The organism is Pseudoflavonifractor phocaeensis (assembly GCF_021531375.1).
GTDB lineage: Bacteria > Bacillota > Clostridia > Oscillospirales > Oscillospiraceae > Lawsonibacter > Lawsonibacter phocaeensis_B.
The window spans coordinates 1-25,004 of the sequence record NZ_JADYTU010000030.1; the positions used below are offsets into that span (position 1 = coordinate 1).

The following is a 25,004-nucleotide window of genomic DNA, read 5'->3' on the forward strand; positions in this document are numbered from 1 at the left end:
GAAGGCCAAAAGGGGGAGGGATAAGCCCCCGCCCTACCAAGCCCTCACCCTACATGAAACGATAAACTAAAATATATATTTCTTTGGCAGAGAAAAATGACCAGCGTAATTAGGTATCGGCCGTACACCGCCCACGTAACAGCGTGGGCGGTGTAGTTTATCCCGATAATTATTGACAAACGATAACCGACGTGTTAACCTGAATATAAGATTATCGTAAAACAATAATAATTGAGGTGAGACTATGAAGACTAAATATTGGATCGCCTTTGCGGCCGCTCTTTCCGGTCTTGCGGCGGCGTACGTTGAACGCAAGATTTCTGTGGACTGGTGGGTGGTACTGGACCAGCCGTTCCGGCTTTTGGGCAGGGGACTGCGGACGCTGTCCCTGTCGGGCTTTTGGGGAAATGCGGTGTCGTGGCTGCTGACCGCGCTGCTGTGCGCGCTTCCCATGCTCCTACTGTGCAAGGGAGAGCGGGGGCGGGAGGACTGGCTGGTGGCGGGGATGGCCCCGGTGCTGTTTGTTATGGTCTATTACTCCGTCAATCCGACCCAGCTCAATGAGCTGACCCGGATCATATTTCCCCTGGCGGCCCTGTGTACCGCCCTGGCCATGCTGTTTTGCTGGTGCATCCTGCGCGCGCTGAGGCGGCTGGAGGCCTTGCCCGCCCAGCAGCTGGCGAAGGCCTTTTCCCTTCTGCTGGCGGCCTGCGCGGTGCTGATGGCTTTCGCTGCCGCCTATGGCCCTATGCGGGAGCTGTTGGCTTGGGGCAGTGACATCGTGGCGGGGAGCGGTCCCATCAGCCGGTCCCGGCATTTGACTGGTGTGATGCTGACCGTAGTAACTGGATTGAAGGTAGGACGGGATGTTCTGACGGCCTGGACGCTGCTGCTGGGGGCCAGGCTGGCGGAAAGGCTGGGTGACCTGCGGTTTGATGAGGAGACAGTGGCGCTCTGTGGGGAGACGGCCAAGAAGTGTGTTTGGGTGGTCAAACGGAGCATGTTTATCTGCGTAGGACTCAATTTGGCACAGCTTGTTTTGCTGGACCAGCTCCAGCAGAGCAGCTTCAACCTGGAACTTCCCCTGTTCACCCTTGCCCTGTCCGCCGCCCTGTTCCTGCTGTGCCGCTGTCTCCAGCGGGGCAGGGAGCTTCAGGACGACAGCGAGTCCATTATTTGAGGTGGACCATGGCAATCAAAGTATATCTCAGCGACGTGCTGAAGGAGCGGGGCATGACCGCCAAAGAGCTGTGCGCCAAGGTGGGCATCACTGAGGCCAACCTGTCCATCCTGCGGTCGGGGAAGGCCAGCGGCGTGCGGTTCCACACCATCAACAGAATTTGTTACTATCTGGAATGCGACGTGGGGGACATCCTGCGGTTCGACGGACGATTGGAGGACGGCGATGAAAAAGAATAAGACCGGAAAAGGAATTCTCACCGTGCTGGCCGCTGTTTTGGTGGTGGCGGCGGTGTTGGGCACTACCGGCGGCGTGCTGGCCCAGCCGGAGCGTCAGGACCCAGCCCAGGACAAATTCATCGGATTTCAGCTGGTCTATGAAGAGATGCCTCCGGCGATTGACATGGACGACCCGGATTGGGAGGAGAAACTGGAGGAATATCCGCCCGAGGACCGGAGCCATTGGGTGGAGTACGGCACGTTTGACGCCCAGGTGGATGGGCTTGGAACCCTGGCCTTTCCCCGTGAGATCCTCATTGGCCGCTATGACGAAGATTCCGGCCGGTACCTCTTTCCGGGCAAGGAGGGCTTCAACTGCTTTCTGGTGACCCGGACGGAGGAAGACGGCGGGGAATATGTCTCCGCCGGCTCTGATATGGCAGACGTCCAGATCGGATTTGCCGATGAAGAGGACTATGTCAGGGGGACCGTCTACTTTGGTCCGCCGCTGGATGACAAAAACTGGAATACGGAGGGCTTCGATTACTGCTGGACGGCCTACCGGGTGTACCAAATGGCGGACGGAACCGTCTACCTGGACGGCACCGGAAACAGCTACGGCGGCGTGGGGGGCTTCACCGTCTCGGAGCGGGAGGCGTATACCACTACCGTCAACAGTAAGACGGAGACCAAGGCGTTCGAGGCCGAATTTACCATTGAAAGTGTGGAGCGGCTGACCGATGTTGCGGTCAAGTGGTTCGATGGTGAGGACCGTCTGCTGAAAACGGACGTTGTGCTCCCGGAAGATATTGGGGAAGGGCTGACCTTGGAGGGGCCCGGCGGAGCTGTCTGGGCCCTGGTGGAGGAGACGAACCGCCTCAGTGCGGGAAAGCGGACCGCCTATACGCTGGGCAGGGAAGAAGCAGCCGCCCATCGGCTGGTCCTGCTGGACGACCGGGGCCTGGGCCGCATTGTATATTTAACGATGGAAATGGAAGAATAAAGGAAATTGAGGGCCTCCGGAGGACTGTCCGGAGGCCCTTTTCCGCCTGAAATTTCCAGTGGGGAGAGACGTGGGGGAAAGCCTTTAAAATTCAGCGAAAATTTTGGGGAAAATGATTGACAATTAGGGGGTAAACAGATATAGTGTATCTCGCTATCCGTGAAAGTCCGGCCCCCCGGAGGTCCCCGAAAGCGGGATGCCGAACCGGACGAATAAATCGAGGGAGCTGACAAGGTAAAACACACAGAAATGGGGGAGGATACATGTCCAAAGAGTTGATCCGCCTGGCCAACTGCACCATGGCGTTCGACGACGAGGTCGTGCTCGACAACATCAATCTGTATATCAATGATAAGGAATTCCTCACACTGCTAGGTCCCAGTGGGTGCGGCAAGACCACCACGCTCAGAATCATCGGTGGTTTTCAGACACCAACCTCCGGGGACATCTTTTTTGACGGTGTGAGGATTAATGCTGTTCCGCCCCATAAACGGGCGATCAACACGGTGTTTCAGAAGTATGCTCTGTTTCCCCATTTGAATGTATATGAGAATATCGCCTTTGGCCTTCGTATCCCCAAGACGGATGAGAAGGGCAAAAAGGTGAAACTGCCCGAGGAGGAGATCCACCAGCGGGTCATGGAGATGCTGGAAGTGGTCAACCTGAAGGGCTTTGACAAGCGGCACATCACCCAGCTCTCCGGCGGCCAGCAGCAGCGTGTGGCCATTGCCCGGGCTCTGGTGAACAAGCCCAAGGTGCTGCTGTTGGACGAGCCGCTGGGCGCGCTGGACCTGAAGCTGCGAAAGGACATGCAGAACGAGCTCAAGCGCATCCAGAAGGCCATGGAGATCACCTTTATCTATGTCACCCATGACCAGGAGGAAGCCCTGGCCATGTCCGACACGGTGGTGGTCATGGACGCCGGCAAGATCCAGCAGATCGGCACCCCCGAGGATATCTATAACGAGCCCAAGAACGCCTTTGTGGCCGACTTCATCGGCGAGTCCAACATCATCGACGGCATTATGCGCGCCGACGGGGTGGTGGAGATATTCAACCGGAGGTTCCGCTGCCTGGACGGCGGCTTTGAAAAGGACGAGCCCGTGGACGTGGTCATCCGGCCGGAGGACGTGGACATCGTTCCCGAGGACCAGGGCCAGCTGAAGGGCACCGTCACCAACGTCACCTTCAAGGGGATGCAGTACGACATCATCGTGGACTTCTATGGCTTCAAATGGCTGATCCAGACCACCGACCTGTCTCCGGTGGGGTCCCGCATCGGCATCAAGATCGACCCCGACGGCATCCACGTCATGAAGAAGAGCCACTATTCCGGCATGTTCGGCGACTACTCCTCCTACTCCGAGGAATATGAGGAGATCAGCGACGCCAGCTTCGATCCCGATGAGGATCAGGAGGGCGGAGATGAAGAATAAGCTGTCCCTCTTCGCCGTTCCCTATGTGGTGTGGATGGCCCTGTTCGTGGTGGCGCCCATCGTCATGGTGGTGGTTTACGCCTTCTCCACGGCGGACGGCGGTTTTTCCCTGTCCAACTTCGCACGCATGGGGACCTACGCGGTCATCTTCACCCGGTCCTTCAAGCTGGCCCTCATCGCCACCGCCATCTGTCTGCTGGTGGGCTACCCCGTGGCCTATATGATGGCCAAGGAAGGCCCCGGCTTCCAGCGGATCGCCTCGGTCCTGATCATGCTGCCCATGTGGGTCAACTTCCTGCTGCGCACCTACTCCTGGATGTCCATTCTGGAGAAAAACGGCCTGCTGAACCAGCTGTTTTCCGCCATCGGCCTGTTTGACCTGATCAACAGCGTCTTCGGGACCAACATTCAGTATTTCAAAATGATCGGCACCTCCGGAGCGGTGGTGCTGGGCATGGTCTACAACTACCTGCCCTTTATGATCCTGCCCATCTACTCCGTCATTATCAAGCTGGACAACAGCCTGCTGGAGGCCGCCCGGGACCTGGGCGCCAACTCCGCGGGGGTGTTCCGGAAGGTGATCCTGCCCCTGTCCCTGCCCGGGGTGCTGTCCGGCATCACCATGGTGTTCGTGCCCTCGGTGTCCACCTTCGCCATCTCCCGTCTGCTGGGCGGCGGCACCCAGATGATGCTGGGCGACCTCATCGAGCAGCAGTTCCTGGGCGGGGCCTACAATCCCCACCTGGGCAGCGCCATCGCCCTGGTGATGATGGTCATCGTGGTGGTCTGCATGTGGGTCATGAACCACTTCGGCGAGGGTGAAGAACAGGCGGTGATGCTATGAAAAAGAATCATCGCATCGGCAGCCGCCTGTTTATGGGGCTGGTGTTTCTGTTTCTCTACGCCCCCATCTTGCTGCTCATCATCTTTTCCTTCAATGCCGGCAACAGCAGCGTGGTGTGGAAGGGCTTCTCCTTCCGCTGGTACGCGGAGCTGTTCCAGAACCGCATTATTATGAGCAGCGTGTACACCACTTTGCTGGTCTCCCTGCTGGCCACCATCATCGCCACCGTGGCCGGGACCTTCGCCGCCATCGGGTTCTTTACCATGGACCGCCGGCTCCGCCGGCCCCTGATGGTGGTCAACGACATCCCCATGATGAACGCCGACATCGTCACCGGCGTGTCCCTGTGCCTGTTCTTCGTGGCCGCCTTTGCCGGCTGGAACGGCTTTGTCACCTGGATGGAAAACAGCTACCGGCTGACGGCGCCCCGGCTGTACCTGGGCTTCGGCACGCTGCTGCTGGCCCATATCTCCTTTAACATCCCCTATGTCATCCTGAACGTGACGCCCAAGCTGCGGCAGATGGACAAGAACCTCATCGACGCGGCCCAGGACCTGGGCTGCACCTGGATGCAGGCCTTCTGGAAGGTGGTGGTCCCGGAGATCAAGCCCGGCATCATCTCCGGCGCCCTCATCGCCTTTACTATGTCCATTGACGACTTCGTCATCTCCTATTTCACCGCCGGCTCCGCCACTTCCACGCTGGCCATGACCATCTACGGCATGACCAAAAAGCGGGTCAGCCCGGAGATCAACGCCATCTCGACCCTGCTGTTCGCCGCGGTGCTGGCGCTGCTGATCATCGTCAACGTGCGGGAGGCGCGCCAGGAGAAGGCGCTGGCAAAAAAGAAATGAATGTTTTGTTCTCGCGGCCCTGTGGCCGGAGAGAGACCAATTTTGTAATCTGGAGGAATGATCAATTGAAAAAAATCGTAGCCTTGGCCCTTGCCATGAGTCTGGCGGCGGGCCTGTTCCTGACCGGGTGCGCCATGGATGAGGAAGCCAACGGTTCTGCTGCAAACGCGGGCAGCAGCGCCACGGGCAACAGCAACAACGCCGGTAAGCGCGTGGTCAATGTGTGCAGCTGGGGCGAGTATATCGACACCGACCTGATCGCTCAATTTGAGGAGGAGACCGGCATCAAGGTCAACTACCAGACCGCCGAGAGCAACGAGGCCCTGTACTCTCTGCTCAAGAACGGCGGCGCCAACTATGACGTCATCGTCCCCTCTGACTATATGATCTCCCAGCTCATCGAGGAAGATATGCTGGCCGAGCTCGACTACGACAACATCCCCAATTTCTCCCTCATCGACGACCGGTTCAAGAACCTGTCCTACGACCCGGAAAACAAGTACACCGTCCCCTACACCTGGGGCACCCTGGGCATCATCTACAATTCCGCCATGGTGGACGAGGAGATCACCAGCTGGAGCGCCGTGTTTGACGAGAAGTACGCCGGCGATGTGCTGCTCATCGGCAACTCCCGGGACGCTTTGGCCATGGGCCTGTACTACCTGGGCTACTCCGTCAACACCACCGACGAAAACGAGATCCGTGAGGCCTACCAGCTCATTTCCGACGCCGCTGCCAAGGGCGTCTACCAGGGCAAGGTGATGGACGAGATTTTCCAGAAGATGGAGGGCGGCAACGCCGCCATCGGCGTCTATTATGCCGGCGACTATCTGACCATGCTGGAGAACAACGAGGACCTGCGCTATGTGGTCCCCGAGGAGGGCTCCAACTGGTTTGTGGACGCCATGTGCGTGCTGAAGGACGCCCAGAACAAGGACGAGGCCGAGGCATGGATCAACTTTATTGCCTCCACCGAAGCCAATCTGGCCAACATGGACTATATCTGGTACGCCTCCCCCAACAAGGAGGCCCTGGAGCAGTATCCCGCCTACTATGAGGAGACCTACGGCGAGGAGCTGGACCCGGAGATCTATGAGATCATGGCCGCTCCCCAGGAGGTGCTGGACCGCTGCGAGGCCTATCTGGTCCTGCCCGCCGATATCCGCACCCTGTATAACGACCTGTGGATCCAGCTTGGCGTGGGCTGAGCCGTACAGATAACGTAAAAACTCCCGGGAGGCAGTTGTCTCCCGGGAGTTTTGTCTGTCTGTGGCCTTGCGTGGGGCGCGCTTTTCCGGCGGCGTGCCGTGGGGAGGGACGAGCCGCCCGTGCAGGGGTGCCTCAGGAGGCACCCGCCGGAAGGGGAGGAGAGATTTACAAATTGTTCACGGAACGTTCTCCGATTCGTGAAGAAAGGCGTGGAGGTGTGCGGTATACTATGATCGACCTGGGAACAAAGAAATAAAACGAAAAGGCCGGGAAGACCGGCGCTGACCGTCCACCGCGTCTCTGGGTGCCGCGGCTCAGCAAAAGATATCAGAGACCTCCACTGCCCCCCTGCCGGTATCGCCCCGGGGCGGCAGACCAAAGATTCCCGCTCAGGCGGTCAATATATACGGAATACCCTCCCTCGACCATCCCGAATAAAGCGCCCGCCGGCTCTGCCGGCGGGCGCTTTCCTTGTATTGTATGCCGCATGTGTGCCAATGGGGCTGACCGGCTGTCTGCCGATCGGATCCCGCTGGTCCGGTTGGGATTCAGGAGGAAGGCGGGAAGGCTTCCTCTTTGGGCGGGCCATTCAGAGCCAGACGGTAGTAGTCGTAGTCCAGAATGACTGCGGAGTAGGCGACCCGGTTTTGAACGTCGGCCACCATGGCGGTCACCCGGTCCAGATCGGGGGACTGGCCGTCCCAGCGGGTGAATTGATCCGTGATGGAGTTGTAGGCCCCCTCCTGGTTGAGGAAGCTGTAGTTGGAGAAGATGACCAAGCCGGGGGAGTCGGACAGAATGTCCGTGCCGATGACCAGCCGGGAGTCGAACTCCAGGCCAAAGAGGTTGGACAGGGTGGGCATCACGTCCAGGCTGGAACAGGGTTTCTCCACATAGACCGGCTCCTCCATGTCGGCGCTCCACAGGATCAGGGTGTTTTCGTAGATCTCAAAGACCGGGTCCACGGGGTGGCCCAGCAGCTCGCTGTACTCCTCGTCGGTGAGGCCGTAAGGGTAGTGGTCAGCGGAGAGAACGATGACCGTGTCCTCCAGCCGCCCCGCCGCCTCCAGCTGGGACACCAGACTCTCCATAGCCAGCTCCAGCTCCATCTGGCTGGCCAGATAGCACTTGACCGGATCGCTGTAGGGCAGGTCCTTTACCTCGTCCCAGTGGAGAACAGACATGGCGTTTTCCTCCAGATTGTAGCGCAGATGGCCGCTGACGGTGAGACAGTAGACCATAAACCGGTCCTCATTGACGAACATGGGAACGATCTTTTCCATCATCATCCGGTCAGAAGGGGGGAAGGCGTTTTCCGCCGCCAGGAACTGAGCGGGGATGATGTCCTCTTCCGTCAGTCCCTGGCCCATGGCGACGTATTCATAGCCCATGTTGGGGTGGGACAGGTTACGGTCATAGTAGTCATAGAGATAGTCGTGGAAGGCCATGGTACGGAAGCCCTGCTTTCGGAACTGGGTGCCCAGGGCGAAGGGCATGTAGTTCTGGGAGGACTGGGAGTAGCTCCACACCCCGGATTTTGGGATCAGGCCGGTGGTGGTGACGTACTCCCCGTCCGAGGTGGACACCCCCCAGAGGGGAGTGTAAAAGTTCTGGAAGATGAAGCCCTGGTGGGACAGTTGCCACAGGGTTGGCGTGCGGACCGGGTCCATGGCCAGGGTAGAGAAGCCCTCCGCCACGATCCATATCAGGTTTTTGCCGGCAAAGCGTCCGGTCCACTCATTCTTGGTGCTGGGCGTCCGCTGGGAGAACCAGCGGTGGGCGGCCAGAAGATCCTCGTCCTCCTCGTTTCGGATCATGGCGTCGAAGTCGATGTCCATGACGTGATACACGTCGGGGGAGTAGTCGGGGGTGGAGGGGAGCTGTGTATACGGACGTTCGGAAATGGGACGGGTCCATTTGGTCAGATGGTGCTGGGCAGGATCATCGGGCTTGATGCCGAAGAGAACCCGCCGGATCTCCAGCTGGGTCTGGGTGAGCATTCCGAAATACTGGGCCTCCAGTTCGGGCGTGGCGGCCTGGTAATAGATGTACCGCAGGGACATCACCCCGCCGCCGTAGCACAGGACAGCGCCCATGAAAAGCAGTTGGAGGGCGACAGCCATGGCCGCCCAGCGCAGCCGCTGACGCTTCACCAGCGGTTCGTCAGGGATCAGCTTTTTGCGCAGCAGGACGGACAGGACCACCGGCAGGGCCATCATCAGCACCGGGAACCAGTTGACCAGGACCTCTGAAACGGCCATATTGCCAAAGGCCCCGGCCACCATAGCCATTTTGGTCAGGGAAAAAATGGTGAGAAAGGTCTTGAACAGGCGGTAATAGATGGCCTGGGCGCCAAGCCACAGAGAGACCAGCCCAGTACAAAGGGGGAGAAGAACGCGTCCCCGGCGGAGGGATACGCCGCCGCACAGCAGGCCCAGCAGAAGGGCCACGGGAATGGTGAAGAGAAGAGTGAACAGCGCGCTGGTGGGCGGGATGGCGCGGAAGCAATAGAGCTTGAGAAACAGCTCTTCATAATAGATGGTAAGCGCGAAGAACAGGGAGGGACGGGCCAGCCGCAGCCACCGTGCCTGAGAAAGATCGACGCGGGTCAGAAAAGAGGACCGGAATTTTGGGTGTATCATGGGCAGGGACCTCCGAAACAGGGCGTCAGAAGTGGCGGAAATGGACACTGCCATTGTATCTGATTCCCGGGGAAGTGTCAATGTGGGCATAGGGTATGCGGGGAGGAGGGGAAAAAGAGGAAAGGTGGGTGGGGGCAAATAAAACAGCAGCAGAATACAACAAAATTAACAAAAGAAAGTGGGCAAATATAGCGTATTTTGTCATATAACAATAAGAAATTCCTTGCAAATCAATCTGCAATCTGCTATGATAATACTGCTCTTCATAGTTTGTTCATATTCCCGTTTACTTGGTGCTGGAATCGTTTTCAGCGCTTTAATAAAGCAAGAAACAGCCGTCCTTGGCCGGCGGCTTCTGTTTTGTCCCTCCGCGTAGACGGAGGAGAAAGTGAGGACCAAAGCCTTGTCTCAGCTGCGTCAAGCTGTGGTGGAACGTCTCAAAGACGCGTACGCCGCTTACTACGATATCACGCCCGTGGATGACGGCACGGGACTGAAGGCCCTGTGCGCCTACCACCTGCGGGACAGCCAGTATGTGCTGGTGAAGAAAGCGGAGCTGTGGGCGGCGGAGAGCCACGAGTATCTCTACCTGTGGTCCCTGGACCGGCTGGAGCAGCCGGACGTGGAGGGGATCTTTCAACGGGTGCTGGAGGACGGCGAGCCCCGGATCAAGCCCCACCCCCAGCACATGTATACCTACCTGACGGCGGTGGTGCTCTATGACAGCGCCGACCCCCAGGCCCTGGCCCAGCTGAAAAAGCTGAAGAAGCGCCGGGAATATAAGCTATCGCTCCATGGATGGATGGAGTTTAGAATAGCCGCCGTGGATATGTCCACCGGCGAGATCACCGCCAACCGCAGCGGTAAGATCCTTCAGAAGGATCTGAAGCGGCTGACGGCGCGCATCATTCAAAAACATTTAGGAGAGGAGAAAAATCAATGAATGCAGTATTGGTTCTTCTGGTCGGCTGCGCCATTCTGATTGCGGGCTACGTGTTCTACGGAAGCTGGCTTGCCAAGCAGTGGGGCGTTGACGACTCCCGCGTTACCCCTGCCCATGAGATGGAAGACGGCATGGACTATGTTCCTGCCAAGGCTCCCGTTCTGATGGGCCATCACTTTTCTTCCATTGCCGGCGCCGGCCCTATCAACGGTCCTATTCAGGCCGCTGTTTTCGGCTGGGTCCCCGTGGTCCTGTGGGTCCTGATCGGCGGTATCTTCTTCGGCGCCGTCCATGACTATGGCGCCCTGTTCGCCTCCATCCGCCACAAGGGTCAGTCCATCGGCGAGGTCGTTGCCGCCAACATCGGCGAGCGCGCCAAGAAGCTGTTTATCATCTTCTCTTACCTGACCCTGATCCTGGTGGTGGCCGCTTTCGCCTCCATCGTGGCCGGCACCTTCAACGGCTTTACCGCTGACGGCGCTTACAACGAGGCCAACGCCTCCGTGGCTATGATCTCCATCCTGTTCATCGTCATGGCCGTCCTGTTTGGTTTCTTTGTGTACCGCAAGGGCGCCCCTCTGTCCGTGGCTACCGTGGTGGGCGTCATCGCTCTGGTGGCCTGCCTGGTCATCGGCCTGAAGTTCCACCCCATTTATCTGAGTGCCAAAACCTGGATGTGGATCATCGGCGTGTACATCCTGATCGCCTCTGTGGCCCCCGTGTGGATCCTGCTCCAGCCCCGTGACTACCTGTCCTCCTTCCTGCTGTACGGCATGATGATCATCGCCGTGGTGGGCGTCATTGGCGCCGGCGTCATGGGTCAGAACCTGAGCATGGAGATCCCCGCCTTCACCGGCTGGAAGGACCAGATGACCTCCCTGGGCTACATCTTCCCCGCCCTGTTCGTCACCATTGCCTGCGGCGCTATCTCCGGCTTCCACTCTCTGGTGGGCTCCGGTACCACCGCCAAGCAGCTGGACCACGAGCGTGACGCCAAGCCCATCGCTTACGGCGGTATGCTCATCGAGTGCGCTCTGGCTCTGATCTCCCTGTGTGCCGTTGGCTTCATCTGGAGCGAGTACGCTGCCGGCGACATCCGCGTTCCCACCCAGGTGTTCGCCACCGGCCTGTCCCGGATGGTGGCCTGCATCCCCGGCCTGGAGGCTACTCAGTCTACCATCAGCGCCCTGCTGGTGCTGGCCGTGTCCGCCTTCTGCCTGACCTCTCTGGACACCGCCACCCGTCTGGCCCGCTACATGTTCCAGGAGTTCTGGCTGAAGCCCGGCGAGACCTATAAGGATGTCACCGGCTTCAAGGCCGTGCTGTGCAACCCCTATGTGGCTACCGGCATCACCGTGGTCCTGGGTATCGGCCTGGGCATGAGCGGCTACGGCATCATCTGGCCTCTGTTCGGCGCTGCCAACCAGCTGCTGGCCGCCCTGGCCCTGCTGGCTGTGGCTGCTTGGCTGGGCAACATCGGCCGGAACAATAAGATGTTCCTGTTCCCCATGGCTTTCATGCTGGTGGTCACCCTGACCTCCCTGGTCTTTACCGTTCAGGCTCAGCTGGCCGACCTGTCCAAGGCCGGCGCTCCCATCCGTCTGGTCATCGCCGTGATCCTGTTTGTGCTGGCTCTGGTGCTGGCCTGGGAGGGCATCCAGACCCTGTTCGGCAAGAAGAAGGCCGCCAAGTAATCGTTCCATCCAAATACCCAAAAGAGGACCTGGAATTTCCGGGTCCTCTTTTTTGACTTTCCCTGTCATTTTTGGGAAAACTATGGTATGATGTTGTCTGCCAGTCACCGCGTTCCGGCTGATGCCTGGGGCGCCTGTTGAACCGGAGGGGTGGGACTGTGAGAAAAAACTGCGGGAGCCGCCTGCTGATCGGGTGCTTTCTCGGGGTGGAGGGCCTTCTTTACGGGCTGTTTCTGTATGGGGATCTGACCGGGGGAGACACCGTCTTGCTGAAATACGGCTCCATATTGCTGTGTCTGCTGGTTTCCGCCTTTTGGAGTGTCCGGGGCGGGGATCAACTGGTGACTGCCGCCCTGGCCTTTACCTTGGGGGCAGATACCTTCCTGCTCCTGCTGGACGTTTGGTATCTGGCCGGCGTGCTGCTGTTCTGCGCGGTCCAGGGGCTGTATTTGGTCCGTATCTGCCGGGCGAACGGGGGACGGACCCTGTGGCCCCTGCGGATGGGACTGCTGGTCTTGGCGCTGTGGGTGCTGGTCCGGCTGGATATGCTGTCCTTTCTGAACGGGGTGGCGGCCCTTTATTTTACCACCTTTTTGTGTAATGTGGTCCAGAGCCTGTCTTTGCGAGGGACACAGCTTCGCCTGTTTTCTCTGGGCCTGATCCTCTTTTTATGCTGTGATGTGTGCGTGGGGGCCTTCAACCAGCCTGCGCTGGTCCCTGCCGGAGTCTATTCCTTTGCCCAGGTGGGGATGTGGCTCTTTTACCTGCCCTCCCAGGTGCTGATCGCCTTGTCCGGGCTGCCTGATTCTGTTCTGCGAGGTCATGACCATGAAAACCAGTAAACCCCTGTCCCTGCTTTTGTCCCTGCTCACCGCGCTGCTGGTACTGTCCGCCTCCGTGGCCGTCCCACTGCTGTGCCGGCCTTTCTACTACGCCCATATCGGGCCTATGGGTCTGGCCGAGTACACCGGCTTGACCGTGGAGCAGATACGGCAGGCTTTCGACCAGGTGATGGACTTCTGTCTGGGCCTGCGGCCTGACTTTGCCGCCGGGGTCCTGTGGTTCTCTCAGTCTGGGGCGGACCACTTTGCCGACGTGCGGAAGCTGTTCCTGTTGGACCTGTGGGTGCTTGGCCTGTCCCTGGTGCTGCTGGTGTGCGCCTTTGTCTATTGCCGCGGAAAGCATGTAAGGCCCTATTGCTTCCGGAGCCGCGGCCCCGGTTTTTGGGCGGCCGCCGGGCTGGGAGCCGCTTTCTTGACGGTGGGCGGTTTGGCCACCTTAGACTTTGACCGGGCCTTTGTGATCTTCCACGCCCTGTTTTTCCCGGGAAAGGACAATTGGATCTTCGACTGGCGGACCGACCCGGTGATCCTGATCCTGCCCGAGGAATTTTTCCGAAACTGTGCTATTCTGATCCTGGCTCTGATGCTGGTGTGGTGCGTCATCCTCATCGCCGCCGACCTGTGGGCGGGCAAACGGCGAAAAAAGCAAGCCCAGATCGCCGCTGTGGCGGCGGCCTGCGGCGGGGACTGCTCGCAATGCTCCGGATGCGGAGGAACATAAAAAAACGGTGTGCCAACTCGGCACACCGTTTTTTATGAGCGGTATCACGAGGCCTTGAAGGCGAAGAACCGCTGCCCGAAGTAGTTGAGGACCACGAACAGGCCGGAGCCCGCCAGCATGGTCAGGTTGCCCTGGAGCTGCTGACTCAGCCCCACGCCGCCCAGCAGCCAGGCCACCGCCGGCTTTGCCAGACCGTAGGCCAGCAGGTAGCACATCGAGATGTTGACCACAAAACGGAGGACCACGCCGGCGCCTTTCTCCCGGTTGCGGAAGGTGAAGTGCTTGTTGAGAAAGAAGCTGACGATGCTGCCCACCACATAGTTGGCGGCGGAGGAGATCCAATAGCCCGTGTCCCCCAGCCGGTGGAGGCCCGCCAGGTTGTACAGCCCGAACATGACCCCATAGCCCACCAGGGTGTTGATGACGCCTACAAGGATAAAGCGGAAGAAGGTGGGATCAAAGATTTTTTTCAGCTTGTCCATCATGGTTTCTTCCTTCGCAGCGGTCGGCCACGATGTACCGGGGCCGGTCCTTGATTTCTTCGTAGATTTTGGCGATGTAGTAGCCGATGATGCCCAGACAGACCATCAGGATACTGCCGATAAACAGCTGGAGCAGGATGACGGTGGTAAAGCCCTCCAGAGCGTGTCCGGTGAATTTTTGCCAAAGGGAGTGGACGCCCAGCACCACCGAGCATAGAAAGACCACCACGCCAAGCAGCGTGACCAGTTGGAGGGGGGCTGTGGAGAAAGCGGCGATGTTGGTCATGGCATAGCGCACCAGGCTGCGGAGGGACCACTTGGACTCCCCCTCCAGACGGGGCTGGACCTCGAATTCCACCTGGGCCGTGGAGAAGCCGATCCAGGAGGAGAGGGCCCGGAAGAAGGCGTTCTTCTCCCGCATGGCCAGCAGGGTGTCCACCGCCCGCCGGTCCAACAGCTTAAAGTCGGAGGCGCGGGACATGTCGATGCCGGTGGCGCGGCTGATAATGGAGTAAAAGCTTTTTGCCGCAGCGGTATGCAAGGGATTTTCCTTGCCACGATTGGTCTTGACGCCCTCCACCACCTGGGCGCCCTTCTGCCACAGCCGGTACATCTCCACCACCTTTTCCGGGGGGTGCTGGAGGTCGCAGTCCATGACCGCGGTGCAGTCTCCCGTGGATTGGGCCAGCCCGGCGAAAATGGCGGCCTCCTTGCCGAAGTTCCGGGAGAATCGGACCCCCCGGACCTGGGGGAAGCGGGCGGCCTGGGCCAGAATTTGGGACCAGGTGCCGTCCCGGGAGCCGTCGTCCACGAAAATCAGCTCGTGGTCTATGCCCGCCTGCGTCAGAATGGCGGTGATGGTGTCCGCCGCGCGGGGAATGGAGGCCTCCTCGTTGTAGGAGGGGAGGACCACCGACAGCAGACCGTGTTTCAAGGCTTCTTCCATAGGTTATCTCCTGTTCTCGTAAGCGATCTCAAAGTCTGATTTGGGGGTGTACTCCTCCTGAAGTTTGACGACTACCCGGCCATCCAGAACTTGGACGCTGCCTTGGGCGGGGTAGAGGGCCATGGCCCGGAACTCCGGGGAGTCGGAAATGGCCAGCATGGTCTCCTCGTCGGGCTCCTCCACAGGAAAATTGAGCCAGTCGTTCAGATAGTAGTACAGGTGCTTGTTCAGGGGAAGCACCGAGTTCAGGGGGACGCTGTAGTGGTCCACCTGGGCGTAGCTGGGGATCTGGCTTTTGATCTGATCCACGGGGACGGCGCCCACCAGGGCGATCTCCATGCCCGGTTCATAGCCCGGGCAGTCCTCAATCCGGGTCAGCAGCCGGGTGGCGTAGCTCTCGGTGGCCCGGTGAGCCTGGGCCGAGACGGTGTACAGCAGGTTGTTGGTGTTGACAAAGACCAGCAGCAGCACGGCGGCGCACACGGCTGCGGCGGCCCGTCCCTTCTCCGGATGGGGGAGACGGTCGGCCAGGTCGGCCAGCAGTACGACAGCCAGATAGACCGTCACAAAGGCGTATTTCATCAGGGGAGTGGGGACAGAGTAGGGACTGAGGATCCGGCTGAAATTGATGCCCAGGGGGAGGAGGACCAGCATGGCCAGAGCCCCCACGGGACGCCAGACCTCCTTCCGGAGCCCCTTGCGGCCCAGCAGGCGCAGGAAGAACACAGCCGCCAGCACGAAAGCCAACAGATCCGCTGCCGCCATCCAGCGGTTGGTAAAGCCATTGGCATATCCGGGGACAAAGAAGAAGGCAATGACCTGTTTATAGGTGTCGAAGAGCAGCCGGGGCAACTGGCCGAAGGGGTAGCCCGAGTTGGCCGCGTCCATGCCCAGGTAAGACAGCAGCTCCAGGTCCTTCACCTTCAGAAAGACCATCAGGACCGCGTAGTAGAGGACGGCCCCGGCGGCCAGATAAGCTGCCAGCCTCAGCCCCAAGCGCAGAGTACCCGTGAAGTCGGCCTCTGGGTCCAGGCACTCCCGCAGCACCGTCAGCAGGGACAGGGCGATGGCCACCGTTACATAGGCCTGATAGGTGCCCATGGACAGTGCCAGGGCAACCACGCCCAGAAGCCAGCCGGTCTTGCCCCGTTTGGCCAGCCACGCCGACAGCACCGCCAGAAAGATGGCCAGACAGTAGGCCGAGGCGGTGAACATGTACAGGAAGGTGTAGCCCAGGCAGGGGAAGGCGGCCATCACCACCCCGGAAATGCCGGCCAGCACCACGCTGCGCAGCCGCAGCAGGTCCGCCGCAAGGGCGGCGGCCAATCCCAGGAATATCAGGGACAGCAGGCCGATGACCGCCGGCATCTGGGTGAAGCCGTTGAGCGCGGAGGCGTAGTGGAGGAACCAACGGCCGGAGACCGTCATCTGCTGGAGGTCAAAGACCCGGCTCAGACCGTCGGAGTTGGGGATCAGATTGGTAAAGGCGTAGAGGTGGACCAGATAGCCCGCAATGAGGCAGGAGAAGAACGCGGCCTTCTGGGTGGGGGCGACCCGGCGCCACAGCTTGCGGCCCTGTTGGTCGATAGTCATAACATTCCTCCTATTGGCAGCCGGTGAGGTGCTCATAAAAATCCAGTTAACATTATAGGCTTTTTCTTCCCACATTGCAAGTAAAGGAAATCGGTCCCCGTTTGTCTGGAGGAACCGTTTTAAGCGACCTCAAAATTTCTCACAGGCGACCGGCCAAGGCGGCGGAGACATGCTGCATCCGCCCTTGCCTTTCCGCCGCGCACCTGTTATAGTAAAGAATCATAAAACAATGTTTCTTCACGTTTTATTAAGGAGCATATCATGGATCTATGTGACATCAATCAGATCAAAGCCCTGCTGGCCCGCCACGGCTTCCGCTTCTCCAAATCCATGGGGCAAAACTTCCTCATTGAGAACTGGGTCCCCCGGGACATTGCCCGTGCCTCCGGCGCGGGACCCGGAAAAGGCGTGCTGGAGATCGGGCCGGGCATCGGCCCCCTGACCACGGAGCTGTCCCTTTTGGCGGACAAGGTGGTGTCGGTGGAGCTGGACCGCTCCCTGCTGCCCATTCTGGCCGAGACCCTGGCCGGACGGGACAACGCAGAGATCGTCTCCGGAGATATTTTGAAAACCGATATTCCCGCCCTGGTCCGGGAAAAGTTCTCCGGTCTGGACCCCATCGCCTGCGCCAACCTGCCCTACAACATTACCACCCCCGCCATCACCGCCCTGGTGGAAGCGGGATGCTTCTCCGCCATTACGGTGATGATCCAGCGGGAGGTGGCCCGGCGGATCTGCGCCGCTCCCGGCACGCCGGACTACGGAGCGTTCTCGGTCTACTGCCAGTACCACACCCACGCGGAGCTGCTCTTTGACGTGCCGCCGGAGTGCTTTGTCCCGGCGCCCAAGGTGACTTCCTCCGTGGTCCGGCTGACGCCCCGTCCCGCCCCGGCGGAAGTGGACGATCCGGACCGATTCTTCCAGGTGGTCAAGGCCGCCTTTTCCCAGCGGCGTAAGACTCTGCTGAACGCATTAAGCTCTGCCTTCGGGGACAAAATCCCGAAAGAGGAGCTGCTAAGGATCATCTTAAGCTGCGGCTTTTCCACCGATGTCCGGGGAGAACGGCTTGGTATCCCTGAATTTGCCAGATTATCAAAAGTCCTGCCGCTAAAGTAGTCTGAAATCGTAATCTTTGCGACATTGACTTTATCCCGTGCGCCGTGTATTATTTATAGAGACATAGGATATCCTCTCCTGCCGTGGGGATGGAACTCTACCGGCGGGAAGATCATTTAAGAAAAGAGGTCATACAAAAAATGGCAGAGATCAATCTGAATAAGTATGGTATCTCCGGCACCACCGAGATCGTCTACAATCCCTCTTACGAGGCGCTGTTTGAGGAAGAGACCAAGCCCGAGCTGGAAGGCTTTGATAAGGGTCAGGTCAGCGAGCTCGGCGCGGTGAATGTTATGACCGGTATCTACACCGGCCGGTCTCCCAAGGACAAGTTCATCGTTATGGACGAGAACTCCAAGGACACCGTGTGGTGGACTTCCGACGAGTTCAAGAACGACAACCACCCCGCCTCCATCGAGACTTGGAACGCTGTGAAGGAGATCGCGCTGAAGGAGCTGTCCAACAAGCGCCTGTATGTGGTGGACGGTTTCTGCGGCGCCAACAAGGACACCCGCATGGCCATCCGCTTCATCATGGAGGTGGCTTGGCAGGCCCACTTCGTCAAGAATATGTTCATTGCTCCCACCGCTGAGGAGCTGGAGAACTTCGAGCCCGATTTTGTCGTCTACAACGCCTCCAAGGCCAAGGTGGAGAACTACAAGGAGCTGGGCCTGAACTCTGAGACTGCCGTTGTCTTCAACATCACCTCCCGCGAGCAGGTCATTCTGAACACCTGGTACGGCGGCGAGATGAAGAAGGGCATGTTCTCCATGATGAACTACTACCTGCCCCTGAAGGGCATCGCCGCCATGCACTGCTCCGCCAACACCGATATGAACGGCGAGAATACCGCCCTGTTCTTTGGTCTGTCCGGCACCGGCAAGACCACCCTGTCCACCGACCCCAAGCGCCTGCTGATCGGCGACGACGAGCACGGCTGGGACGACGACGGCGTGTTCAATTTCGAGGGCGGCTGCTACGCCAAGGTCATCAACCTGGACAAGGAGTCCGAGCCCGACATCTACAACGCCATCAAGCGCAACGCCCTGCTGGAGAACGTCACGCTGGACGCCGAGGGCAAGATCGACTTCGCCGACAAGAGCGTGACCGAGAATACCCGCGTCTCCTATCCCATCAACCACATTCAGAACATCGTGCGTCCCGTCTCCGCCGCTCCCGCGGCCAAGAATGTGATCTTCCTGTCGGCCGACGCTTTCGGCGTGCTGCCCCCTGTCTCCATTCTGACGCCCGAGCAGGCCCAGTATTACTTCCTGTCCGGCTTCACCGCCAAGCTGGCCGGCACCGAGCGGGGCATCACCGAGCCCACCCCCACCTTCTCCGCCTGCTTCGGCCAGGCCTTCCTGGAGCTGCACCCCACCAAGTACGCCGAGGAGCTGGTCAGGAAGATGGAGGCTTCCGGCGCCAAGGCCTACCTGGTCAACACCGGCTGGAACGGCACCGGCAAGCGCATCACCATCAAGGACACCCGCGGCATCATCGACGCCATTCTGAACGGCGACATCGGCAAGGCCCCCACCAAGACCATCCCCTACTTCAATCTGGAGGTCCCCACCGCTCTGCCCGGCGTGGATTCCGGCATTCTGGACCCCCGCGACACCTATGCGGATGCCGCTGAGTGGGAGACCAAGGCCAAGGATCTGGCTTCCCGCTTCGTCAAGAACTTCGCCAAGTACACCACCAACGAGGCCGGCAAGGCTCTGGTCAAGGCCGGTCCCAAGGCGGAATAAAAACCAGCACAATATGATCAAATCAGGACGCCGCTTTTGCGGCGTCCTGATTTTTGTCTGCGGCAGGGGCTGTGCCCGCCGGGCATGGTTTGACTCCGCAGGCGTATCTCCATCCCAAGCGCCGGGGCGGGGGAGAGGGTGAAAAATAATGTTCCCACGTTTAAAAAACCTATTGACAAAGTGGGTAAGAAGTAGTAATATCCAATCAACCTACAAAAAAGATATGTAATTTGGGAGGCGGCCATGAAACGATTATTTCAGCGGTTGCTCCGGCAGAATTTCCGGTACGGACGAATGTGTGAAGGCCGATGTACCAAGTAGGACCTGACACATTACAATGAAAGAAGGAAATTTTGCTATGTCCAACCAATATAGATTTGAGACCCTTCAGCTCCACGTCGGCCAGGAGACCCCTGACCCCGCCACGGACTCCCGGGCGGTGCCCATTTACCAGACCACGTCTTATGTGTTCCATAATTCCGCCCATGCGGCCGCCCGGTTTGGGCTGGCCGACGCCGGCAATATCTATGGCCGTCTGACCAACTCCACCCAGGACGTCCTGGAAAAGCGCGTGGCGGCTTTGGAGGGCGGCGTGGCCGCTCTGGCCCTGGCCTCCGGCGCGGCGGCCATCACCTATACCATCCAGGCCCTGGCCCAGGCCGGGGACCACATCGTGGCCCAGAAGACCATCTACGGCGGAAGCTATAACCTGCTCTCCCACACGCTGCCCCAGTACGGCATTTCCACCAGCTTTGTAAACGTCCACGACCTGGCGGCGGTGGAGGCGGCTATCCAGCCCAATACCAAGGCCGTCTATCTGGAGACGCTGGGCAACCCCAACAGTGACATTCCCGACATCGACGCCGTGGCGGCCATCGCCCACAAGCACGGCCTGCCTCTGGTCATCGACAACACCTTCGGCACGCCCTATTGGATCCGGCCCATTGAGCACGGTGCGGACATCGTGGTCCACTCGGCCACCAAGTTCATCGGCGGCCACGGCACCACCTTGGGCGGCATCATCGTGGACAGCGGAAAATTTGACTGGGCTGCCAGCGGCAAGTATGCCCCCATCTCGGCGCCCAACCCCAGCTACCACGGCGTCTCCTTCACGGCGGCAGCCGGTCCCGCCGCCTTTGTCACTTACATCCGGGCGATCCTGCTCCGGGATACCGGCGCCACCATCTCGCCCTTCAACGCCTTCCTGCTGCTCCAGGGCGTGGAGACCCTGTCCCTGCGGCTGGACCGCCATGCCGAGAATACCGGGAAAGTCGTGGAGTTCCTGGCCAACCACCCCAAGGTGGAGCGGGTGAACCATCCCTCCCTGCCGGACCACCCCGACCACGCCCTGTATGAGAAATACTTCCCCAACGGCGGCGCGTCTATCTTCACCTTTGACATCAAGGGCGGACAGGAGGAGGCCCACAAGTTTATCGACAGTCTGGAGATCTTCTCTCTGCTGGCCAACGTGGCCGACGTCAAGTCCCTGGTCATCCACCCTGCCACCACCACCCACTCTCAGCTCAGCCCCGAGGAGCTGGCGGACCAGGGCATCCGTCCCAATACCATCCGCCTGTCCATCGGCACCGAGCATATCGACGACATCCTGGCAGACCTGAGTCAGGCCTTTGATCAGGTATAAAAGGAGGAAATGACGATGAAGATCTATCAGAACGCGGCTCAGTTGGTGGGCGGTACCCCGCTGCTGGAACTGACCCATCTGGAGCAGGAATATGGACTGAAGGCCACGGTGCTGGCCAAGTTGGAATATTTTAATCCCGCCGGCAGCGTCAAGGACCGCATCGCGCTGGCCATGATCGAGCAGGCGGAGGAACAGGGGCAGCTGAAGCCCGGTTCCGTCATCATCGAGCCCACCAGCGGCAATACCGGCATCGGTTTGGCCTCGGTGGCCGCCGCCAAGGGCTACCGCATTATCATCACCATGCCCGACACCATGAGCGTGGAGCGCCGTAACCTGATGAAGGCCTACGGGGCCGAACTGGTGCTCACCGAGGGCGCCAAGGGCATGAAGGGGGCCATCGCCAAGGCGGAGGAACTGGCCCGGGAGATCCCTAACAGCTTCCTGCCCGGCCAGTTTGTCAACCAGGCCAATCCCGAGGCCCACTACCGGACCACGGGCCCGGAGATCTGGGCGGATACCGAGGGCAAGGTGGACCTCTTTGTGGCCGGCGTAGGGACCGGCGGTACCATCACCGGAACCGGGAAATACCTGAAGGAGCAGAACCCGGCGGTCAAGGTGGTGGCGGTGGAGCCCGCCGGCTCCCCGGTGCTGTCCAAGGGCACCCCCGGCGCCCATAAGATCCAGGGCATCGGGGCGGGCTTTGTGCCCCAGGTGCTGGATACCAAGATCTATGACGAGATCATCGCCGTGGAAAACGAGGACGCTTTTGAGACCGGACGGGCCATCGCCCGGAAGGAGGGAGTCCTGGTGGGCATCTCCTCGGGCGCGGCGGTCTGGGCCGCCATCCAGCTGGCCCAGCGTCCGGAGAACGAGGGCAAGACCATTGTGGCCCTGCTGCCCGATACCGGGGACCGCTATCTGTCCACCCCCATGTTCTCCGACCCTACCTAAGGACTTAGAAAGGAACTTTCCCATGATCTATCTGGATAACGCGGCCACTACCAAGACCAGTCCGGCCGCCCGACAAGCCATGCTGGACTGCATGGAGCAGTTTTGGGGCAACCCCTCCAGCCTTCATACCCCCGGTCAGCGGGCGGCGGAGGCTCTGGCCGTGGCCCGAGAGAAGGTGGCCGCCTGTATCGGCGCCTCTCCCCGGGAGATCTATTTCACCTCCGGCGGCAGCGAGGCGGATAACCAGGCCATCCTCAGCGCCGCCCTGCTGGGTAAGAAGAAGGGCAAGACCCACCTGATCTCCACCGCCATCGAGCACCACGCGGTGCTCCACACCCTGGCCCGGCTGGAGCGGGAGGGCTTCTCCGTCACGCTGCTGCCCGTGGATGAGAGCGGCATCGTGAAGGTGTCCGACGTGGCCGCCGCCATCCGGGAGGATACCGCTCTGGTGTCCGTGATGTTTGCAAACAACGAGATCGGCACCATTCAGCCGGTAGCGGAAATCGGCGCGCTGTGCCGGGAGCGGAAGATCCCCTTCCACACCGACGCGGTCCAGGCGGCGGGCCATCTGCCCATCGACGTGGTAAGTCAGAACATCGACATGCTGTCCCTGTCCGGCCACAAGTTCCATGGTCCCCGGGGGGTGGGAGTGCTCTATGTCCGGAAGGGCCTGCCCCTGCTGAACCTCATCGAAGGGGGCGCCCAGGAGCGGGGCAAGCGGGCGGGCACCGAAAATCTGCCCGCCATCGCCGGCATGGCCGCCGCGCTGCAGGAGGCCTGCGCCCATCTGGAGGAGAACGCCCAGAAGGAGCGGGTCCTGCGGGACCGCCTGATTGAAGGACTGAGCAGAATTCCGCACAGCGCCCTCAACGGCGACCGGAACTGCCGGCTGCCCGGCAACGTGAACTTCTGCTTTGAGGGGATCGAGGGAGAGTCCCTGCTCCTGCTGCTGGATGACAAGGGGATCGCCGCTTCCTCCGGCTCTGCCTGTACCTCGGGGTCTCTGGACCCCAGCCATGTGCTGCTGGCCATCGGCCGGCCCCATGAGGTGGCCCACGGCTCCCTGCGGCTCACCCTCAGCGAGGAGACCACCCGGGAGGAGATCGACCAGGCCGTCCGGGCGGTGACCGAGGTGGTGGAGCGGCTGCGCGGCATGTCCCCGGTGTGGGATGAGCTGCAGAAAGGAGTACGACCCTATGTTATACAGTGAAAAGGTCATGGACCACTTCCGGAATCCCCGGAACGTGGGTGAGATCGAGAACGCCGACGGCGTGGGCCAGGTGGGCAACGCCAAGTGCGGCGATATCATGCGGATCACCCTGAAAATCGACAACGGCGTGGTTTCAGATGCCAAATTTACCACCTTTGGCTGCGGCTCCGCCATCGCCACCAGCTCTATGGCCACCGAAATGATCAAGGGCAAGCCGGTGGAAGAGGCGTTGGAACTGTCCAACCAGGCGGTGGTGGAGGCGCTGGACGGACTGCCCGCCCATAAGCTCCACTGTTCCGTCCTGGCCGAGGAGGCGGTGAAGGCCGCCGTCAAGGACTACTACGACAAGAACCATATCGCCTACGACCCCAAGCTGTTCTGCGGCCTGGACTGCGAAAGCTGCCACGCCCACGACTGAGGAAAATCAAGCAAACACGCCCGCGGCTCTAAGGCCGCGGGCGCGTTTTTGTCTCTGAGGGCAGCCCCTGCCGGGCGTTCCCGTCGTCGTTCTGAAATTCTGTCATGGTCCCCCAGTACCGCTTGGGCATGTGGGTCATGCGGCATTTGGGGTTGTACCGTCCCTCAATGGCGATGGTGTCGTAGAAGGACCGCCACAGCCGCCGGTAGGCCAGCTCCGTCTCGCCCGCCGGGCCCATCTGAAAGTCCTGGGCCGGCAGGATGGCCCACCGGCCCGGCTGGTGGACCAGAGCCTCCCGGTGGGTGCGGTCGTGGAGGACGAACCGCTCCTGGGGATACCGGTCGCAGAAGTGGGGACGGAGCAGGGGGAGCACCCGGTTTTTGGGCTCGATCTCTCCCACCAGCACTCCCTCCAGGTCGGAGAACCGGACAAAGCCGGTGTACAGGTGGGCCTCATGCTCCAGATGGTACACCGCCTTGTTTACCTTGTCCACCACGGGGTCGGTGAGGTCCCGGGTGACGGCGGCCCCCTGGCGGTAGCCCTTTTGGATCAGCCGCCACAGCCAAAGTTCCCGGTCGGGCAGGCAGGTGAGGAAGCCCCGGGCCACCAACTTCTGACCCGCTCCGCCGAATTTGGCGGACAGGGAGCGGTACACTCTTCGGGCGTGGTCCCGGTCCGAAGCGACCGCGCGCAGGGGGTAGAGGGAGCAGCAGGGGTCGTCGGGGAGGCGGAACTCCACCGGCTCCTCGTGGTTCACATAACTTTCAAAGACGCAGGTGAGGAACCCGGCAAAGGAGCCGTCATATTGATAGGAAACCTGGGTCCAGGGCATGGGGAACTCCTTTCATACCGCGTGGTCAAAAAGGGACAGCTGTTCGGGCATGGGGGCGGCCAGAGCGGGGGACTCCAGAGAGACCAGGTGGCGGAGCAGGCCGTCCTCGCGGACCCGGAGGCCTTCCATCATCCGGCCGGAGCAGGTGAGGAAATATTGGGCCCGCTTCAGCACCACCCCCAGCCGTTTCAGGCCCTCGAAGGTGAGAGGACCTACCCGGCGGGCGGTCAGGATGCGGCGGGCGGACCGGACCCCCAGACCGGGGACCCGGAGGAGGGCCTCATAGTCCGCCCGGTTGACCTCCACGGGAAAAAATTCCAGATGGCGCAGAGCCCAGCAGCATTTGGGGTCCAGCCGGGGGTCCAGATCGGGCTGGCTCTCGTCCAGAATCTCCTCCGCCCGGAAGTGGTAGTACCGCAGCAGCCAGTCGGCCTGATACAGCCGGTGTTCCCGGAGCAGGGGCGGCTGGAAGTCCTGGGG

General features: G+C 60.4%; 23 protein-coding genes. 17 read left to right on the top strand and 6 right to left on the bottom strand.

Features of this window, described 5'->3' with window-relative positions:
• The first annotated feature begins 244 nt into the window (after positions 1–244).
• From I6E39_RS09285 to I6E39_RS09315, 7 genes are all read left to right on the top strand, one after another.
• On the top strand, positions 245–1,180 hold the full coding sequence (locus tag I6E39_RS09285; RefSeq protein ID WP_235381313.1) for a hypothetical protein: 936 nt from the start codon (positions 245–247) through the stop codon (positions 1,178–1,180).
• 8 nt (positions 1,181–1,188) lie between these two features.
• Positions 1,189–1,419 (top strand): helix-turn-helix domain-containing protein, encoded by a 231-nt coding sequence (locus tag I6E39_RS09290; RefSeq protein WP_235381314.1) that lies wholly within the window; start codon positions 1,189–1,191, stop codon positions 1,417–1,419.
• Positions 1,406–2,401, top strand: coding sequence for a hypothetical protein (locus I6E39_RS09295; protein WP_235381315.1), 996 nt, complete (start codon positions 1,406–1,408; stop codon positions 2,399–2,401). Before I6E39_RS09290 ends, I6E39_RS09295 begins: the two co-directional genes overlap by 14 nt.
• A 263-nt stretch (positions 2,402–2,664) precedes the next feature.
• Positions 2,665–3,837 carry an ABC transporter ATP-binding protein gene (locus I6E39_RS09300; RefSeq protein WP_235381316.1) on the top strand — a complete coding sequence of 391 codons (1,173 nt, stop codon included), beginning with the start codon at positions 2,665–2,667 and terminating at the stop codon, positions 3,835–3,837.
• Positions 3,827–4,681 carry an ABC transporter permease gene (locus tag I6E39_RS09305; RefSeq protein WP_235381317.1) on the top strand — a complete coding sequence of 285 codons (855 nt, stop codon included), beginning with the start codon at positions 3,827–3,829 and terminating at the stop codon, positions 4,679–4,681. Before I6E39_RS09300 ends, I6E39_RS09305 begins: the two co-directional genes overlap by 11 nt.
• Positions 4,678–5,535 (top strand): ABC transporter permease, encoded by an 858-nt coding sequence (locus I6E39_RS09310; RefSeq protein ID WP_235381318.1) that lies wholly within the window; start codon positions 4,678–4,680, stop codon positions 5,533–5,535. The genes I6E39_RS09305 and I6E39_RS09310 overlap by 4 nt, the downstream gene beginning before the upstream one ends.
• 65 nt (positions 5,536–5,600) lie before the next feature.
• Positions 5,601–6,743 carry an ABC transporter substrate-binding protein gene (locus tag I6E39_RS09315; protein ID WP_235381319.1) on the top strand — a complete coding sequence of 381 codons (1,143 nt, stop codon included), beginning with the start codon at positions 5,601–5,603 and terminating at the stop codon, positions 6,741–6,743.
• A gap of 549 nt (positions 6,744–7,292) precedes the next feature.
• Here the strand turns inward: I6E39_RS09315 and I6E39_RS09320 are convergent.
• Positions 7,293–9,440 (bottom strand): LTA synthase family protein, encoded by a 2,148-nt coding sequence (locus tag I6E39_RS09320; RefSeq protein ID WP_235381320.1) that lies wholly within the window; start codon positions 9,438–9,440, stop codon positions 7,293–7,295.
• Positions 9,441–9,774: 334 nt separating this feature from the next.
• Between I6E39_RS09320 and I6E39_RS09325 the strand changes: the two genes are divergently transcribed.
• The 4 genes from I6E39_RS09325 to I6E39_RS09340 all read left to right on the top strand — a co-directional run bounded on the left by I6E39_RS09325 (position 9,775) and on the right by I6E39_RS09340 (position 13,586).
• Entirely contained in the window at positions 9,775–10,329 is a 555-nt protein-coding gene (locus tag I6E39_RS09325) for a DUF8052 family protein (RefSeq protein WP_235381321.1), read from the top strand.
• Complete coding sequence (locus I6E39_RS09330) at positions 10,326–12,023, top strand: carbon starvation CstA family protein (protein WP_235381322.1); 1,698 nt, start codon at positions 10,326–10,328, stop codon at positions 12,021–12,023. Before I6E39_RS09325 ends, I6E39_RS09330 begins: the two co-directional genes overlap by 4 nt.
• Before the next feature lie 158 nt (positions 12,024–12,181).
• The gene (locus tag I6E39_RS09335) at positions 12,182–12,865 is read left to right on the top strand and encodes a lysoplasmalogenase family protein (protein WP_235381323.1); all 684 of its coding nucleotides are present in this window, start codon (positions 12,182–12,184) and stop codon (positions 12,863–12,865) included.
• Complete coding sequence (locus I6E39_RS09340; RefSeq protein WP_235381324.1) at positions 12,852–13,586, top strand: TIGR01906 family membrane protein; 735 nt, start codon at positions 12,852–12,854, stop codon at positions 13,584–13,586. The genes I6E39_RS09335 and I6E39_RS09340 overlap by 14 nt, the downstream gene beginning before the upstream one ends.
• A gap of 44 nt (positions 13,587–13,630) precedes the next feature.
• On the opposite strand, the gene I6E39_RS09345 is transcribed toward I6E39_RS09340, so the two are convergent.
• The 3 genes from I6E39_RS09345 to I6E39_RS09355 are packed head-to-tail and all read right to left on the bottom strand — an operon-like array spanning position 13,631 to position 16,607.
• Positions 13,631–14,068 carry a GtrA family protein gene (locus I6E39_RS09345; RefSeq protein ID WP_338127130.1) on the bottom strand — a complete coding sequence of 146 codons (438 nt, stop codon included), beginning with the start codon at positions 14,066–14,068 and terminating at the stop codon, positions 13,631–13,633.
• Positions 14,043–15,014, bottom strand: coding sequence for a glycosyltransferase family 2 protein (locus tag I6E39_RS09350; RefSeq protein ID WP_235381326.1), 972 nt, complete (start codon positions 15,012–15,014; stop codon positions 14,043–14,045). The genes I6E39_RS09345 and I6E39_RS09350 overlap by 26 nt, the downstream gene beginning before the upstream one ends.
• Positions 15,015–15,017: 3 nt before the next feature.
• On the bottom strand, positions 15,018–16,607 hold the full coding sequence (locus tag I6E39_RS09355; protein WP_235381327.1) for a glucosyltransferase domain-containing protein: 1,590 nt from the start codon (positions 16,605–16,607) through the stop codon (positions 15,018–15,020).
• 261 nt (positions 16,608–16,868) lie between these two features.
• On the opposite strand from I6E39_RS09355, the gene rsmA reads away from it, so the two are divergent.
• From rsmA to nifU, 6 genes are all read left to right on the top strand, one after another.
• The gene (rsmA, locus tag I6E39_RS09360) at positions 16,869–17,723 is read left to right on the top strand and encodes a 16S rRNA (adenine(1518)-N(6)/adenine(1519)-N(6))-dimethyltransferase RsmA (RefSeq protein WP_235381328.1); all 855 of its coding nucleotides are present in this window, start codon (positions 16,869–16,871) and stop codon (positions 17,721–17,723) included.
• A gap of 140 nt (positions 17,724–17,863) precedes the next feature.
• Positions 17,864–19,471: a phosphoenolpyruvate carboxykinase (ATP) gene (pckA, locus tag I6E39_RS09365; RefSeq protein WP_235381329.1), complete on the top strand. Its 1,608-nt coding sequence runs from the start codon at positions 17,864–17,866 to the stop codon at positions 19,469–19,471.
• A 358-nt stretch (positions 19,472–19,829) separates the two neighbouring features.
• Positions 19,830–21,113 carry an O-acetylhomoserine aminocarboxypropyltransferase/cysteine synthase family protein gene (locus I6E39_RS09370; protein ID WP_235381330.1) on the top strand — a complete coding sequence of 428 codons (1,284 nt, stop codon included), beginning with the start codon at positions 19,830–19,832 and terminating at the stop codon, positions 21,111–21,113.
• Positions 21,114–21,128: 15 nt separating this feature from the next.
• Positions 21,129–22,064 carry a cysteine synthase A gene (gene cysK, locus I6E39_RS09375; RefSeq protein ID WP_235381331.1) on the top strand — a complete coding sequence of 312 codons (936 nt, stop codon included), beginning with the start codon at positions 21,129–21,131 and terminating at the stop codon, positions 22,062–22,064.
• Positions 22,065–22,086: 22 nt separating this feature from the next.
• Entirely contained in the window at positions 22,087–23,274 is a 1,188-nt protein-coding gene (gene nifS / locus I6E39_RS09380) for a cysteine desulfurase NifS (RefSeq protein ID WP_235381332.1), read from the top strand.
• Positions 23,261–23,692, top strand: a complete 432-nt coding sequence (gene nifU, locus I6E39_RS09385; RefSeq protein ID WP_235381333.1) for a Fe-S cluster assembly scaffold protein NifU — start codon at positions 23,261–23,263, stop codon at positions 23,690–23,692. The genes nifS and nifU overlap by 14 nt, the downstream gene beginning before the upstream one ends.
• Positions 23,693–23,720: 28 nt before the next feature.
• Here the strand turns inward: nifU and I6E39_RS09390 are convergent, their stop codons facing one another.
• Both I6E39_RS09390 and I6E39_RS09395 read right to left on the bottom strand, forming a co-directional pair.
• Complete coding sequence (locus tag I6E39_RS09390; protein WP_235381334.1) at positions 23,721–24,524, bottom strand: TIGR03915 family putative DNA repair protein; 804 nt, start codon at positions 24,522–24,524, stop codon at positions 23,721–23,723.
• Positions 24,525–24,536: 12 nt separating this feature from the next.
• The coding region (locus tag I6E39_RS09395) for a radical SAM protein (RefSeq protein WP_478358452.1) at positions 24,537–25,004 on the bottom strand (468 nt) is incomplete at its 5' end.